This window comes from Bradyrhizobium retamae (genome assembly GCF_001440415.1).
GTDB lineage: Bacteria > Pseudomonadota > Alphaproteobacteria > Rhizobiales > Xanthobacteraceae > Bradyrhizobium > Bradyrhizobium retamae.
This window is the reverse complement of record NZ_LLYA01000046.1, coordinates 122,520-137,331: the sequence shown is the minus strand read 5'-3', so window position 1 is coordinate 137,331 and position 14,812 is coordinate 122,520. Positions and strand designations below refer to the sequence as shown.

Below are 14,812 nucleotides of genomic sequence, written 5' to 3'. Positions count from 1 at the left end.
AATCGTAAATGTGATCACACCATGTTACGTCACGGTATGTTCTGCCTGACCTGGCCTAGGATTTACTCCGCAGCTTCAGCGGTATGGCTTTTGAGCTCCGCAAATTTCGCCGCCATCGTGGGGTTGCCCCGGGTCAGCTTTTTGATCGTCACGTCCTGCGCCTTGTCATTCGCAAGGCGCAGATTGCGGTCCGCCCCGATCAACGCATCCTTCGTCTTCTGCAGATGATCGATAGATTTATCAATCTCGGTGATCGCCGTCTGGAAGTTTCGGGAGGCCAGGTCGTAGTTCTTGGCGAACCCGGTTTTGAACGTCTCCAACTGGTTTTCGAACTGGGTGATGTCGATATTCTGCGCTTTTCCGCTTTGGGTCGTGGCCGATCATCTTCGGATCATGAGCGCGGTGCATCGATGCGCTCTGTGTTAGGAAAAGCTCCTTGCAAGGCTCAAGGAGTAAGCTGGTCACGATTGGGTCCTCCCGACCGGTCCCGCACCCGACTAGCCGCGCTTGTATGTATTCGCTTGTGAAAGATTGCTTGGGGCGCTTGTGGCGTTGCCGTGGACATTCGTGAACCGGGCCGCCGGAGCGTCTCAGGCCATTCCCCGGTGGGGCAAGCAACTAAATTAGAGGTGCGCGGGCTCGCGTAGGGGTTGCATGTGTCCGGTTCGTCCGACACTCTCCGTCAGGGGAGCGAAGGGGGTACTACATCCATATGCACATCACGAAGGCCAAGATTAGGAACTACCGTTCGCTCGCGCACTGCGATATCACCTTCCAGGACGGCCTGAATATTCTCGTCGGCGACAACGAAGCCGGAAAATCGACCCTTCTTGAAGCCATCAGCCTCGCGCTGACAGGGTCGCTGAACGGGCGGCCGATCGCCCAAGAGCTGCATCCGTTTCTCTTTTCCATGCAAGCGACACGCGCCTATTTGTTCGCCCTCCACGAAGGCAAGCCCGCGCTGCTTCCGAGCATTACGATCGAATTGTTCTTCAGCGATATCCCGGGGCTTGCCGAATTCAGGGGCGATAATCATTCCGAGAAGCCAGCGGAGGCCTCGGGCATCATTTACTCCATCGGGTTCAACGACGCTTACAAGGACGCGTACGTCAATTACATCGCGAAGCCGAAAGACGTCCGCTCCATCCCGGTCGAATACTACCAGGCCGTTTGTTACTCATTCGCGCGCAAGGCCGTTCTGCCGCGCCATATCCCGCTATCTCCGGTTATCGTGGATGCAAGCCGGATTACGACAGTAACCGGGGCCAATCGCTACGTCACCGGCCTAATCCGCGAAGCGCTGCCGACGAAGGAGCAGGTCCAGCTATCGGTTGCTTACCGAAAGCTCAGGGAGCTGTTTCTTGGCGACGACAGTATCCAGCAGATCAACGAGAAGCTCGCCGAGCGGCACGGCGAGATATCCGAAAAGACTCTCACGATGACGCTTGATCCCACGGCGCGCGGAGGATGGGAAGCGGCTGTGATGCCGAGCCTGGATGACGTACCGATCACGCTTGTCGGCAAGGGCGAGCAAAATACCGTCAAAATCAAGCTCGCGCTTGAGAACGGCTCGGGGGCCAATGTCTTCCTGATCGAGGAGCCCGAAAACCACCTGTCATACCCGCGCCTTCATGGGCTAATCAATGCCATCACGAAGAAGGCGGGCGCCCGCCAGCTTATCATTACGACGCATTCTAGCTTTGTCCTGAACAAGCTTGGCATAAACAACGTCATTCTATTCAGAGATGGCGTGTCCATCCGTTTGAATGACCTTTCCCAAGATACTTATGAATATTTCAAGAAACTGCCGGGGCACGACACGCTACGGCTGCTCTTGAGCAAAAGAAGCATTCTCGTCGAAGGCCCGTCAGACGAACTCATCGTCCAGAAGGCATTTCATGCCAAGCACGGTGCGAGTCCGCTTGAAAAGGGCGTCGACGTCATTTCCGTCAAAGGGCTCGCGTTCAAGCGTTTTCTTGAGATCGCGAAACGGCTGGGCATCAAAACGGATGTTGTGACGGATAACGACGGCGATGTGGCTGCCCTCAAGGCCAAGTACGCGGACTACCTGGCCCCCGGACCGATCAGCATCCGCTACGATACCGATGAGGCCTATCCGACGCTGGAGCCGCAGATGCTCAAGGCGAATAACCTCGGGACCCTCAACGGGATATTGGGGACTTCCTACGGGACATCGGAAGAACTGATCGCCTATATGACCAAGCCGGCCAACAAGACGGACGTTGCGCTCAAGTTATTTGATACAAGCGAAACTTTGGCGTTTCCCGGCTACATCAATGCCGCCGTCGAATAAGGTCGTCCTCGCTTCTGCCGGGGCAGGCAAGACGACTGAGATCGTCACAGACGCGCTCGCCATGCGCCCGCGGAAGGTGGCGATCACGACGTTTACGCTCAAGAACGTCGAGGAAATCAATCGAAAGATCATCCAGCTAAATGGATGCATCCCGCCTGAAATAACGGTGTATCCTTGGTACACCTTCGTTTTGCATGAATTGGCGCGTCCCTACCAGGGCTGCGTCCACGATGAGAGAATTGCCGGCGTCCACTTTGCCAAAGGAGCCACGCGCACCTATGTCAAGAAAACCGACGTCGCCGGGTACTACTGTGATCGCGACAATGAGGTCTATTCCGACCGCCTCGGGGAATTTGCTCTGCTGTGCAATACGGCGAGCGGCGGACGGGTGCTGGCCCGCCTCAAGGACATGTACGCTCATATTTTCGTGGACGAAGTCCAAGATCTTGCCGGATTCGATATCGACGTGCTCGAAGCGTTGTTTCGCTCGCCCATCGGGGTCACCCTGGTTGGTGACGTTCGGCAATCGACCTATCGCACGAGTTACGCCCCGAAGAATAAGAAATTCTGCGGGCGCGGCTTCCTAGTAAAGGCCGAAGCCTGGAAGAAGGCGGGTTTATGTGACGTGACTTTTCTGGCCAAGAGCCGCCGCTGCATTCAGGCCATCTGCGACGTTGCCGATATGATTTTTCCTGATCTTCCCACAGCAGAATCCAAGAACGAGCGGCAAACGGCGCATGACGGCGTGTTTGCGGTTCGTCGGGTGGATGTCGATGAATACCGAAGGCGCCACGCGCCACAGCTTCTCCGGTTAGATCGCCGTTTCGGCGCGGGTCTCGAAGCCGAGAATTTTGGCATGGTAAAGGGCTTGGGTTTCGAGCGGGTGTTGATCGTGCCCTATGGTGGAATCACAAAATGGCTGACGACCGGCAATCCGGCTCATGTCGCGGGCTCCGCAGATGAAGTTTACGTCGGGATTACGCGAGCCTTCCAAAGCGTGGCATTTATCCATGATGGCGACGTTGCCGTGCCGGGTATCTCCATCTTCCAACCTTGAGATTAGAAGTCCATTTTGCCGACGCGTCGGTCGACCTTATCTCGGTGTTGTGCCTATGGCCGCTTCCGCTTCGCGCCGGGCTTTCCCTAGAAGACTGCGGTCAATCGCTCGAGTACATCACGTCCGAAATCGCAAATTCCTGCTCGATGAAGCGGCGTGCCAGCAGGTGCATGACGCGGGCGGCCGTGTGCAGGCGAACAATCTCGTGAGCATCGTCGGGATCGGACTTTGAGTGCTTGCCTGCATGCGCCACCGCAATGCGGCAGGAATCGTGAATGTATTTGTGTGGCGGTTCGTTGCCACACAAAGCGAGGAAGCGGCTAATGTCAACGTTGTTCCTCGAGGTGGCGCGCAACGCCTCGAAATTAGCGAGAAACCATTTGCGCGCCGCCTCCTTGCCAGGATTCCGGATCTCGATAATTTTGTAGTAGTTCAGCACCGCGTAGCTGACGAATCCGTTTTGTTGGGCATTGCGCGCTTCCCGGAAGAGTGCGAGCGCGCGCCGCGCTTCCTCGGAGCCCGGTATCTTCCGGTCGAAGATGTATTCATGCGCCGTCGTGAAGGCGAGGTCGCGCTTGGTTACCGGAACCGGGACGGGATTCCCCGACCAGCCGAATCCTGCGATTGCAAAATTATCGTCGCACCATGCCATCACGCTAAGGAAGCGATTGATGACCGTCATCGCCGTTCGCTCGTCGACACGGTTGGCCACGAGATCGATGTGCACCGATTGCACATGCTCCTTGGTCTTCGGCATGAGAACCAGCTGGTATTGGTCGAAGGTGATAAGCCGCTCCTCTTTGGGCCATGTGACCTGGTTATCGACCCCGATATGAAGGAAGTGGGAATTATTGCGCACGCCGAGTTTCTGGTAGCGTTTCCGCTCGGCGTCTTCGGCATCGTATTCCGAGCCATCGCCCTCGACAGGCGCGGGAAAGCGCTCGGCGAGCTCACATTCCTGCGCGAGGCGGCGGAAGAACTCATTCGTAAACGCCATCGCGCGCATTGCGGGCGCATTCATTTGGCGGTCCGGGTCGAAACCGACCTCGCTCCCGGCCGATAGAAGCGAAACGGCTTCCTTTTGCACGAAATGCGCTTGGCGCTTTTGCCCGTCGCGCTGATAAACGACTTCCGCCCCGCCATTGCTGTTGATGCCGGTCTCGGCGACGGTCAGCGTCATGCGGATGAAGCTCTTCCGGGCTTCTTCGTTTGTCAGGAGCGTGGCGACAACGTCGCTAATGGTCTCTGCTTCGAAAAAGGACGCGCCGGAGCCTCCTACGGGGCGTAGTCCGCCCAGGACGATGGCCACATGCCCCGCCCAGCCGGGATGCGTTGGGACGAGCCCAAAAACGGCAGCGGCAATGTGTTGGTGAGAGAGTTTCTCCTCACGACGCTCGCGTCCGCGCGGGAGCCGGCCGTACCGGCGCAGGGAGTCGAAACGTTCATCGAGCTCCTGCGGCGTGCTGTGCGAGACATCGCTGTTCTGACAGAGGAGGCCTAGGATACGGGCAAGATTCTTGGCATACATCGCAACTCTCTTTCCGTTGGCACTCTAGTCATAGGCCATGCGATAGTCCCGGAGCACGGAATTCGACCCGACCCGTGAACGTCCCTCTTCGGAAATCGGCAGCTCGAGCGCCGTCAAGAGATAGCAAAGCGACTCCATCGCCCGCGTGGATTTTGAAAAGGCTCGGAATTGGGCATCGCTCTCCGGATTGAAATGGCCATGAGCGCTTTTGCCTCTGAAGTAGGTGGCGCGCTTAAGGTGCTCGACGGCCTCGTCTGGCACGACACCTTTGCCGAACTTTCGTTCGAACAGGCCGACGAGACGGCTGAACTGCTGTTCGGCTGTTTCCGCCCTGATCCACCGGATCGCGCCCGCGACCCGCTCGCCGATGGCGGCTTCATGACCGAGTTCTTGCGCTTTCGCGGCGGCGACGGCCGCGATCGCGTTGACATCCGACCCGGACAGCACGGGTTGCGCTTTCGCGATCGGGATATCTTCAAACCAGCGGCACGCGTTGAGCAGACGCTCCGATGAGACAACGTTCTTCAAGCCGAAGCTCGTCATCATGAGCGCGTTCGGCCGCCGCCATGCCGCCGCCCGGTTCATCCATGCAATGAGGCACTCCCGGAAGGAGGCGAGCTCTTTATCGTCCCAGCATCGCACTGGCGAGCCGCCGACCCAGAGATCGCGGTTGTCGGCCTCTGCTTCCGGCCAAATATAGTGAACTTCGTGGTCGCCAGGATATTCGTGCTTTTCGATGGCCTCCATCATCTGCGCGAAGGAAAGGCGATCGATCCGGATGGACGACGGCTTGAGCTGAACGCCAAAGCAGAACGACAGAAAGTTCACATAGTCCGATACGTGTCCGATGTAATCCCGGATACCTTGGGGCTCATCGAATTCGAGTCCGAACATCGTCCAGAGCTCTTTCGGCCCTTCGAACTCCATGCCATAGGTCGCGCCATACCATGCGCGAACCCTCATGCCTTGGGCGGCATCGTTGAAGATCGTGAGGTGCTCTTCTGTCGGGAACCGGGCACGGCCGATCGCTTTGACCTTGCTCTCGTGGCGCATCAATTGGTTCGTGTGCTTCACCTGGAAAGAGACCCGCTTGACCCCATCCTCGGCTTGCCACGAATCATGGCCCACGACGGCAACGTTCGAGAGAATTTCTTGCCTACGCGCTTCTCGCAGCGGCGCGATGTTGCGCGAACTCGTGCCTGGAATCGTCGTGACGTTGGAATGCAGGGAGACGATTTCATTCCTCTCGGTTTGAAGAAAGACCGGTTGCTCGCCATTGATGTGAAAATGACCGGTATAGCTGTAGATGTCGGCGCGGAGTTCGTCTTCCGAGATCAAGACCGTTCCCGTAAGGCTTTTGCCCGTAACGAGCTCGACGCAGTGCAGCGGCTTTCCACTCTCGATTTTCGGCATGCAACACCTTCGGATGTTTTACCTACTTGGCATCATGGGCCGGCTAGAAGCGCCATGCCACCAGAGCCGCAAAAAAGATCAATACAGCGGCGCAAACCGCCAGCGCGCCGACGGCACTAATCCTGAGTCCCCACAGACTGACTCCGAACCTTGGCTCACGCATCGCGCAATTCTCCATTAAGAGCCTTTAGAACTGCGTCGCGGGGGGATTTCTTTTTGTCCCCCGTTTTCTGCCGGTCGTCAACCACACGCGGCTTTTTGAGCATGGATGCTTTTGAAAGGGCTTTGAAGGGCCTTTAAAGGCCGTTTGAATAACCTGCCGCCCGACGAAGCCGAGCGGCTCGGTCAATCCTAGCACCCATCGCTCAGGTGATTCGCCTGTGCTGCCAGAAGCAGCCGTCTACGATGGCCTAGCGATGCCCTATGGTTTTATCGGTGCTTTCGCTCGCATATTTTCGGTTAGCCACTCCAGCGCGATATTGCCGTCCCAGCCTTTTCGTCCGAGGCTCTCCGGGGTTACGTCCGTACTAGGCCAGAGACCCGCGAGGATAAGGGTATCAATGCCTGCTTCATGCAGCCGCTCACGATAGGCATGGTCCTGTACATCGTTGCGGCCGAAGCGAAGGTATGCCGAACAGGCGCCCGCCAGCACGTCGCAAATCTGAAGTTGTTTTTCTTGCAGCGAGTCGCCGAAACGCGTCTGGGTCACGTTCATGGGAAACTGCGCGGTTACGCCGGGAGCCTCAAAACGTGCCGGTGGCAAGCTGCTGGCCGAGTACGCGTCCCAAATCCATTTTTGTTTAGCCATGTTCGATGACTGATCATGTACCAGCGTCCACGGGCCGGGTTGCCGTCCGTTCCATGAATGACCGATCTGGATGAGACCGGTAAGGGCGATGTCGAGGACCCGCTCTGGAACATTGGTTACGTGCTCGAAGCCCAGCAGGAGGAACGATAGCGAAAAGTAGCGCAGGATTTCCTCGCGGTCGCCGCTCACTCTCCGCTTTTCCTTCTCTACGAGCAGGCGGCATTCCTCATAGCGCTCCATTGTCCGCGTTCGGAACATGCGCTGGAAGTGAAGCAGCAGCTTTCTTCGGAAGGCGGGCGACCAAAACCCCTCAAGGCACGAATAGAGCATATTCGCCATCGCATGGTTTCCTCCATCCTTGTAGAGGTTGAGACCGTGCCGGTACGCCAGCGGCTCCATCCACCAGTCGACGACCAGCGTCATGAGCGCATACTCCTTATGCGCGACCCAGGCGCCGACACGAAGCGGATCATTTGCCAAGGCGCGAATGAACGCGACGATCCTGTCGTGGTGGCGGCCACCCCGCGCGAGGCGGTTGTATTTGAGTTCCGCGCTCCCGATGCCGCCAAAGCATGAAGCAATCAGCGCGTCCGCCTCGTCCGAAGTGAAGTTGTTGGTTGCCTGAACGAAGATCGGTTGATCTTCCGCGAGTAGATCTTCCCCGGTGAAGCCGGTCTCGTCGACATAGTATGTTTTCACGCGCGGGTGTCCCCGGCTTGAACGCCTCCGCCAGCCGAGGGCTGGGACGCCTGGTTAGCAAGCCCGCCGAGGGCGCCTTGCCGTAGGCTCATCTTATACTTGATGGGACAGGCCGGGTTGCGTGCCTTCTCCGGTATGACACTCATCTCGATGAGGCCGGGGATCGCGGCGTGATCCACGGCCCACATGACCAGGACATCTTCTGCGAGGATAAGAAAATTCTCAACGCTGATCCGCATGTCCTCGACGATGGAAATCGGCCCGTATTCGGTCGTGCCGTCCTTGTCGCGCCGCCAGTCGGGAGCCGTGAGCGTGCCGTCCGGCTCGAAACGAAAGTTCCGGATGACAAGAGTGCCGCTATGCCCGCCGGGGTGCTCCACCGCGTTTCGCATCCAGACAAAAGGCGCAGTGCAGGCCGGAAGCTGTTTTAAGTAGCGGATATGATCGGGCTGAGCCTGGAAGTTTGCCTCCGCATAAGCGATCACGGACGGGCGCGGCTTTTTCGGCATCGTCCATTCGCTCGCTTCCTCGAAGCTGGTTCCGAACAGGAGATTGAAGACCTGGAGCAGATCACGCAGGAAGTTCTTCGCCTCATAAAGATAACTACGGCATTCTTCCTCAAGCTGCATGACCTGGGGCAGCGTCACGGAAACCGCGCCTTTGCCGGGTGTTTTGTGCGAGGCCGCGCGCTTTTCGGATTCCGCGCGAAGTTTGTCGAGGATCTGCCTACAGCGCAGCAGTTTTGGCGTGAGGTCATTCAGATAGAGGCTCTGAATTTTCTCCGCCTTCTCCTTCGAAATCGCGCAGTTCTGCAATATCTCGAAATTCTGCAAGGTGAGGCGCGCGACGATGGGGTTAGTCACTCCCTGATCGAGCTTCTGGGCGACGATAAAAGGCAACATGCGCGGGGCTCTTTCTGCTTTCACGCCTTATAGCAGAGGGTTTTCGGCGCGTCCGCTCCCGCGGAGCTGGCTTTCGTGAACCGGGCTGCGAAGGCGCCCCGGCCACCCGGCTTCAATCCTTCGCACAAGCCGTGCGGTGAGCGGCGAGCCGCTCGCTTTCATCCATTGAATCGCTAAGGGCTTCCGGCCCTCGCGCGGGCAAGGCATCTAGCCGCTCCGCGCCGCCTCCACATCTCTCCTGATGACTGCTCGCGCTACGGCACCGGCTCCCTGGCTTCTAGGGAGTCCACTGCCATGATGTGGTCACCGTTGCAGCGATACCAGTTGCGAAGCATCACTCATCACCGTCGATAGGTTCGTCAGCTTCGTAGTTAGGGTTGTTCAAAACCTCCGGCCGATAACCGGAGAGCTTCTCTTCCTCGCACTTATCGCAAACCCTAGCGAGCGGGATTCCGCGGGCATCATGTCCATTTCTAAGCTTATAGCGGCCGAAGCGACTCTGTTGTTTCCGAACAAACGGAGTCAGTTAGCCAACTGATAAGGTTTGGTCGCAAATGGAGTCAGTCGGCGGACTGATAAGGTTTCGCAGAAAGCTAATCAGTTCTGAGACGGATAGTGGTAAACGGTTATCAGCTAGCGACGGAATAGCTTCAGCTGCTTGCGGCTACCGCAGGCGTAGGCCGTACACCGAAGACCTATCTAAGCGGCGAGGCGTTCGGTGATGAGGCCGTTCAGCAGCGCATCATCAGGCTCGTATTTCCTCAGACCTTCCTGAACTACTAAATCGGAAACGAAAACATAGCGGCCGCTTACGAGCAGGCCGCCATACGAGTCATCGAGACTTAAGAGATCACCCGGCACGGCCCTGCTAATCTCAGCAGCTTCGCCCGTTGATACGTACTGGGCAGCCAGCACGCGGTCTCTAGATTCGTTCAATGCGTAGACAAGCGTCTCTTCCTGCGCCAGGCGTTCGCGGCTTGTTTTGGATATCTCCTGCATCCACTGCCGCAGCGCGATGAATTTTTCGCGCGACATCTCAAGAAATTCAGCCGTCTCGGCAAGCTCCTTGCCCTTCGGACTGAGCTTGTTGTTGTTGTTGTGCCTGGCCAGATGCGTGTAGTTTTCAAATATGACTCGGGCGCCGTTCTGAACCTGGCGTTCGGTGATGTCCCCGTAATAGCTTACCCAGCTCATGCGCGGCTCCGTTTCCCTGGACCAGATCAGATACGGTCCCTTTTGAGCAATTCAAGGGCGAGCAGCTGCTACCAATCTGGCCATTGTTCAGGCGTCACCGGTCAAGCAGAAATCGGGCAGGATAACCTTGAGCCATCGCCAGAAAGCTTTTATCGCCCGCGCTGTGTATAGCGAGAACGGATGCGGGGCCAAGCGGCGTCGTCGAGTAGAGATCGAAAGCGCCACGATCAGGTCGGCAGCCTAGTGTGCGCGCGTAGGCGGCCACCACAGCCTTGCCAGCTCGGTAGCAATGGGGCGTGCTGGCGATCGGTACTGCAATTTCGAGGGTGCGCGGGCGGCCGATCTCTGAGACGAGCTTTTCCAACCGTGGATCATCAAGCCAGAAATACGTCGCATCGCCGCCCCAGTTGCCGAGCAAAAGTTCAACGCCACCATCGTCCGTAGCGATGGGATCGGATGCCAGCCAGAATTTACCCAGCCGACCAGGTTTCTGCTCGGGATGATGGCATGGGCTCGCGGCGTAGAGAGCCTTTGCGTCGGCGGTTGTTATCAATCCCGCTGTTACCAGCGCGCCGAGTCTCAGCTTCAGCGTTTCCAGCGTTCCTGGATAGATGCCGTTCTCCTGAATGATGCGGACCTCATCATCGACCAGTCGCGTGTAGTGCCAGGCTCGGATTGTGCACGATTGCATGATGTCCTGGCCAACCGCCTCCACGAAAGCCATGTAATCACTGGCATACGGGTTGGTTGCGTGCGGCATCCAGCGGTCAGCGGCCTCACGCTCCTCGAACTGCCGGCGATCTGTCGTGAGGTAATCGTGGATCAGCTGCTTGTTCGCGACCAGTGTTGCCATCAGCTCCTGATCGAAGGTGCCGGTATCCCACACATCGATCAGTGCGCTCATCAGCCCTCGACAATGATCTTGATGCTGGAGGGGTCGACACCAAACGTGATGCCCAGGCGGCGCTTGGCTTCTGCAATTGTCAGGCCTTCGTCCGCCTTGGATTCCTCTTCGTCAACCTCGCTCTCGGCCGAGATCAGCGCTGCGGCGTCAAGCGGCACCTTGGCAAACGGCGGGTACTTGTTGCCGGCGCCGGCACCGACGTGATGGACGGGGTTGGTGCTCTCGTCCGCATACAGCGAAAGCCAGACACCGCGGCCGATCGGAATTGTGTGGCCTGCTTTCAGCCTGGCCTGGTAAGTCCGGTTGAAGCGGTCGCGCATTTCATCGCCGGGCAGCAGGTGAATGTTCGCGCACTGAGGGTTTTCCTTGTCGTCGACCGAGGCGGCGACCACGGCATCAACCTCATCAAGTGTGCGCCAGCTCTTGTCGCCCTCTATCCGGGGGAATGCGATCGAGCGATCCTGAGTGGTGCGGATCGAGACGACCTTGCTGTCCTTGCCCCTGGTGATCCGGCGGACGCTAGATTTCCCGCTTCCCGTCACCCTCGCAACCTTCCAGCCGTCTTTCTCCAGAGCCGAGATCGCCGCGCCGAATAAGGCGCCCTTCATTGTTACCTTTTCTGGTGACCTATAAACATTGGTCATGACAACATTGTGCTCCGAGAACTGAGTGGTGTATTTCCATTACTTCGCGGAAATAGTCAAGTTGCTTATGTAAACAAGTTTGTTTATGGAGTTGTCGCTGGCGCGGATGATATCTCTGTCGACGGGTCTTTTTTCTGGTAACCATCGGAGATTGTGGGGGCCGCCATGGAAGCGAGAGACAGAAACATTGAGACCTGGTTCAACAGGGTCCGATCCGGGCAGGTGCGGCTGCCCAGATTCCAGCGGTTTGAGGCGTGGGACTACGACAACGTCGCCTCGCTCATCGACTCGATTTTGCGCGAGCTGCCGATCGGCTCGACCCTTGTGCTCGAAATCGGAGAAAAAGAGCCGTTTATGACTCGACCGCTTGCAGGCGCGCCCGCGCCGGTCGAGCGATGCACCGAGCATCTTCTGGATGGTCAACAACGCCTCACAGCGCTTTGGCGCAGCCTCCACGACTCTTATCCCGACGTCACGTTCTTCGTGCAGCTCAATGAGCCTGAGCCTGATGAAGACGGGGTGCTTCCATCGCGACTGGTCCGGGTCAAGCGTTGGACGAGCAAGGATGGCCGGAGTCTTCCCTTGTGGGCGGACAATACGGTCGAGGTTTACTTGCGCGGGCTCGCGCCAGTGTCCTTGCTTCAGCCATCGGACGTCTCGGCCCGGCGGCAGGATTGGTGTGACGAGGCCGTCAAAGGTGATCTGCAGGCAAGCCGCGGGCTCGAAAACGCGTTGCGTGACCTCCAGGACAAGATGAAGCGGTTCAACCTGCCGATGCTTGTACTGGATGCGGGGACCAAAGCAGCAACTGCCCTCGACGTTTTCGTCAAGATGAACACGTCGGCTGTGCCGCTGAATGCGTTCGACATTATCGTCGCGCAATTTGAGGCGCGGTCCGGAAAGTCGATGCACGCTCTCATGATTGATCTGCGGGAGAAGTGCCCCTCTCTGGAAAGTTATGCTTCGCCGGAACAGATTGCGCTTCAGACCGCAGCCTTGCGCGCTGACAAGACCCCTGGTCAGGCCAGTTTCTTCCAGCTTGACCTGTCCAGTGTCGATGCGACCTGGGAGGAGATCGCTGCAGGCATCAAATGGGCTGTCCAGGTACTCGAAGAAGAGGGAATTTATGATGATCAGCGGCTTCCCACCGTTACGGTTATCCCGGTTCTCGCTGCGCTCCACCGGGACCTGCCCAAGGCGCTTGATGAGCACGGTAACGCACGCGGCGTGATACGTGCGTATCTGTGGCGCTCTTTTATTACATCGCGTTATGAAAACGCTTCGTCCACCAGGTCGCTGCAGGATTACCGCGCGCTCCGGGACTTCTTGCTGAAGAAGGGACTCCGGAATGCTGCCCCGATCTTCAGCGAGACTGAGTACGCGCTGCCGTCAATTGAAGAGCTGATTGACGCGGGGTGGCCTAAGCGCAAGGAGACTCTTGCGCGGGCGATACTTGGTCTGTCGATAAAAGCTGGCGCCTTCGATATTGCCGACGGTAATCAGGCGACACGCGAACGGCTGAAAAACCGTGAATACCATCACCTGTTCCCGGACTCACTACTTCGCGACGACGGTCATCTGCACGAGAAAGAGCGCAGCCGTGCGTTAAACTGCGTCCTTATCACCATGAACACCAATCGAAACATTTCCGCCAAAGAGCCATTGAAGTATCTGGCCGAAAGAATCGACCGGGCTGACCTAGGGGAGGCGGTCGTCCGCGACAGGCTGCGGTCTCACGTTGTCCCCTTCGATGAATTGAACGTGGGTGGATATGCAGCCATCTCGTCGACAGCGGAGCGAGAAAGCAAGATACGCGCTGACTACGAGTCGTTCCTTCGCAAGAGAGCCGAGATGGTTCGGGGGCACTAGAAGCGCTGGCCCAAGGTCGCAATTGGCCCAACGAGGCTATTAGTGAAGTGACATCGTCATAGCCGTTGCACGATGCCGGATGCTCGCGGGAACCATCTGCCGACTGATAAGCTTTCGAGCAAAAGCTTATCAGTGTTGACAGGTGGGCCTACTGATAACGAAATTTACTGATGTTTCACTCGGATTCTCTAACCACGACTGTCTCGGTGGGCGGCCGCTGACTATGCCGAAGCTATAGGTCTCGTCACCCAGCCTGGTCGCATGCAGATTCCGTTCCATGGGAGCCGCCGCAACGTGACGTGATCAGATGAGGAAGGTAGGCTCGCGCCAGGCAGAGCGTCAGCTGCTCGCCGCGCAAACTCAGGCGTTCTATCCAGTCGGAAGTCATTGCGTTGAAGTTCGTCGGATAGGCGTGCGCTTCTTCGCGGCGCACCAGATCAGCCGGTGGATTTGGAAGATTCCGGTCGGGTTGGCCGAGATAGGGAAAAATGAAGTGCTTGATCTGCCCGGTCCGTTGCACCTCGTGCAGTCGGTGGATCGAGGCGTTCTGCGTGCGGTCGAATAGCGCGCTGAAGACGCTCGACATCCGCGCTAGCAAGAACTGGCTCGGAGGCTCTTGCCGCAAGCCGTATCCCGCTGAGCAACAGATGATCGTATCGACCGGCGTCACGTTCAGGCTGACGTCCGGCGAGCGATCGGGCCAGAGGCAGCCGAGACCCAGATTGTCGTAGATCCCGCCGTCCGTCAGAACCACGCGCTCGGTTCGTAGGGTTCCCTTGTCGTCGAACGTGAATGTTTCGTCGAAGGCCGGAAGAAACAGCGGGTAGGCAGCCGACGCGGCGACGGCGTACGCGACCGAGACGTCGTTTTGATGCAACTTGCCCCAACGCCAAGAGCCCGATTGCTTGGTTCCGAACCGGAAGGCCGAACCGGTTCTGAGCTCGGTGGCATTGACGACCAGATGAGGTTTGGGCCGCAGGTCACTCATCGAAGCACCGCCGAAAAGCAGCTCGTCCAGCACCGCTTCGAGCAGACTGGCTCGACTCGCGAAGCGGTGAAGGGGCGACCTGACGTCGAAGGATTCGAAATGCAGCGCGAGCGACGAAGGCGTTATCAGTTTGAGTAAGCCGACTATCGTCCTGATCAGTGCCACCACGACGGCCACGGCGCCGATCAGCGCGAAGGCTGCGGTCACCCTGAGGCCGAGCGGGCTGAACAGTTTCCGGCACATGCGCTTGGCGAGGCCTTGAGACAGAACCTCCCGCATCTTCGCTTCGAACGAAGCGAAGTCGCCCTCGTGCGCGTGGAAGAAGACACCGATGACGCTGCCGCCGGATACGGTGGAAAGGACGTCGATCCGATGCAGCAGTCCGAGCCGATCGAGCGCTCTCAGGCAACCGAGATGGAACGCCATCGCCCGGGCGCCGCCCCCCGAGAGAGCCAATCCGATTTTGGGCGAGATCGCTTCTTCCATCCGAAA

General features: G+C 58.0%; 11 protein-coding genes and 1 pseudogene. 3 read left to right on the top strand and 9 right to left on the bottom strand.

All coding sequences use genetic code 11. From position 1 onward, the window contains the following. Positions 1 to 62: 62 nt before the first annotated feature. Positions 63 to 356, bottom strand: a pseudogene (locus CQ13_RS08050) (DUF2130 domain-containing protein); the annotation flags it as partial. A gap of 356 nt (positions 357 to 712) precedes the next feature. Between CQ13_RS08050 and CQ13_RS08045 the strand changes: the two are divergent. Continuing rightward, the gene (locus tag CQ13_RS08045) at positions 713 to 2,314 is read left to right on the top strand and encodes an ATP-dependent nuclease (RefSeq protein WP_057842453.1); all 1,602 of its coding nucleotides are present in this window, start codon (positions 713 to 715) and stop codon (positions 2,312 to 2,314) included. After that, a complete protein-coding gene (locus CQ13_RS08040) occupies positions 2,298 to 3,371 on the top strand; it encodes a UvrD-helicase domain-containing protein (RefSeq protein ID WP_057842452.1) in 1,074 nt (357 codons plus the stop codon). The genes CQ13_RS08045 and CQ13_RS08040 overlap by 17 nt, the downstream gene beginning before the upstream one ends. Positions 3,372 to 3,471: 100 nt before the next feature. Here CQ13_RS08040 and mauJ read toward each other — a convergent pair whose 3' ends face one another. The 7 genes from mauJ to CQ13_RS08000 all read right to left on the bottom strand — a co-directional run bounded on the left by mauJ (position 3,472) and on the right by CQ13_RS08000 (position 11,427). Continuing rightward, positions 3,472 to 4,899, bottom strand: coding sequence for a methylamine utilization protein MauJ (mauJ, locus tag CQ13_RS08035; protein ID WP_156433568.1), 1,428 nt, complete (start codon positions 4,897 to 4,899; stop codon positions 3,472 to 3,474). 24 nt (positions 4,900 to 4,923) lie between these two features. Next, entirely contained in the window at positions 4,924 to 6,312 is a 1,389-nt protein-coding gene (locus CQ13_RS08025) for a hypothetical protein (protein ID WP_057842449.1), read from the bottom strand. Between the two features lie 421 nt (positions 6,313 to 6,733). Continuing rightward, positions 6,734 to 7,819: a DUF3800 domain-containing protein gene (locus CQ13_RS08020; protein WP_057842448.1), complete on the bottom strand. Its 1,086-nt coding sequence runs from the start codon at positions 7,817 to 7,819 to the stop codon at positions 6,734 to 6,736. Next, positions 7,816 to 8,721: a hypothetical protein gene (locus tag CQ13_RS08015; RefSeq protein ID WP_057842447.1), complete on the bottom strand. Its 906-nt coding sequence runs from the start codon at positions 8,719 to 8,721 to the stop codon at positions 7,816 to 7,818. The genes CQ13_RS08020 and CQ13_RS08015 overlap by 4 nt, the downstream gene beginning before the upstream one ends. A 699-nt stretch (positions 8,722 to 9,420) precedes the next feature. Continuing rightward, complete coding sequence (locus CQ13_RS08010; protein WP_057842446.1) at positions 9,421 to 9,915, bottom strand: hypothetical protein; 495 nt, start codon at positions 9,913 to 9,915, stop codon at positions 9,421 to 9,423. 94 nt (positions 9,916 to 10,009) lie between these two features. After that, positions 10,010 to 10,819 (bottom strand): hypothetical protein, encoded by an 810-nt coding sequence (locus CQ13_RS08005; protein WP_057842445.1) that lies wholly within the window; start codon positions 10,817 to 10,819, stop codon positions 10,010 to 10,012. After that, on the bottom strand, positions 10,819 to 11,427 hold the full coding sequence (locus CQ13_RS08000) for a hypothetical protein (protein WP_057842444.1): 609 nt from the start codon (positions 11,425 to 11,427) through the stop codon (positions 10,819 to 10,821). The genes CQ13_RS08005 and CQ13_RS08000 overlap by 1 nt, the downstream gene beginning before the upstream one ends. Before the next feature lie 201 nt (positions 11,428 to 11,628). On the opposite strand from CQ13_RS08000, the gene CQ13_RS07995 reads away from it, so the two are divergent. Further along, complete coding sequence (locus CQ13_RS07995) at positions 11,629 to 13,332, top strand: DUF262 domain-containing protein (protein ID WP_057842443.1); 1,704 nt, start codon at positions 11,629 to 11,631, stop codon at positions 13,330 to 13,332. A gap of 244 nt (positions 13,333 to 13,576) precedes the next feature. Here the strand turns inward: CQ13_RS07995 and CQ13_RS07990 are convergent, their stop codons facing one another. Continuing rightward, positions 13,577 to 14,806 carry a patatin-like phospholipase family protein gene (locus CQ13_RS07990; protein WP_057842442.1) on the bottom strand — a complete coding sequence of 410 codons (1,230 nt, stop codon included), beginning with the start codon at positions 14,804 to 14,806 and terminating at the stop codon, positions 13,577 to 13,579. Positions 14,807 to 14,812: the final 6 nt, after the last annotated feature.

Coding starts and splice junctions, on each gene's coding strand:
- CQ13_RS08045 (WP_057842453.1), top strand. CDS start 713: ATGCACATCACGAAGGCCAAGATTAGGAACTACCGTTCGCTCGCGCAC.
- CQ13_RS08040 (WP_057842452.1), top strand. CDS start 2,298: ATGCCGCCGTCGAATAAGGTCGTCCTCGCTTCTGCCGGGGCAGGCAAG.
- mauJ (WP_156433568.1), bottom strand. CDS start 4,899: ATGTATGCCAAGAATCTTGCCCGTATCCTAGGCCTCCTCTGTCAGAAC.
- CQ13_RS08025 (WP_057842449.1), bottom strand. CDS start 6,312: ATGCCGAAAATCGAGAGTGGAAAGCCGCTGCACTGCGTCGAGCTCGTT.
- CQ13_RS08015 (WP_057842447.1), bottom strand. CDS start 8,721: ATGTTGCCTTTTATCGTCGCCCAGAAGCTCGATCAGGGAGTGACTAAC.
- CQ13_RS08010 (WP_057842446.1), bottom strand. CDS start 9,915: ATGAGCTGGGTAAGCTATTACGGGGACATCACCGAACGCCAGGTTCAG.
- CQ13_RS08005 (WP_057842445.1), bottom strand. CDS start 10,819: ATGAGCGCACTGATCGATGTGTGGGATACCGGCACCTTCGATCAGGAG.
- CQ13_RS08000 (WP_057842444.1), bottom strand. CDS start 11,427: ATGAAGGGCGCCTTATTCGGCGCGGCGATCTCGGCTCTGGAGAAAGAC.
- CQ13_RS07995 (WP_057842443.1), top strand. CDS start 11,629: ATGGAAGCGAGAGACAGAAACATTGAGACCTGGTTCAACAGGGTCCGA.
- CQ13_RS07990 (WP_057842442.1), bottom strand. CDS start 14,806: ATGGAAGAAGCGATCTCGCCCAAAATCGGATTGGCTCTCTCGGGGGGC.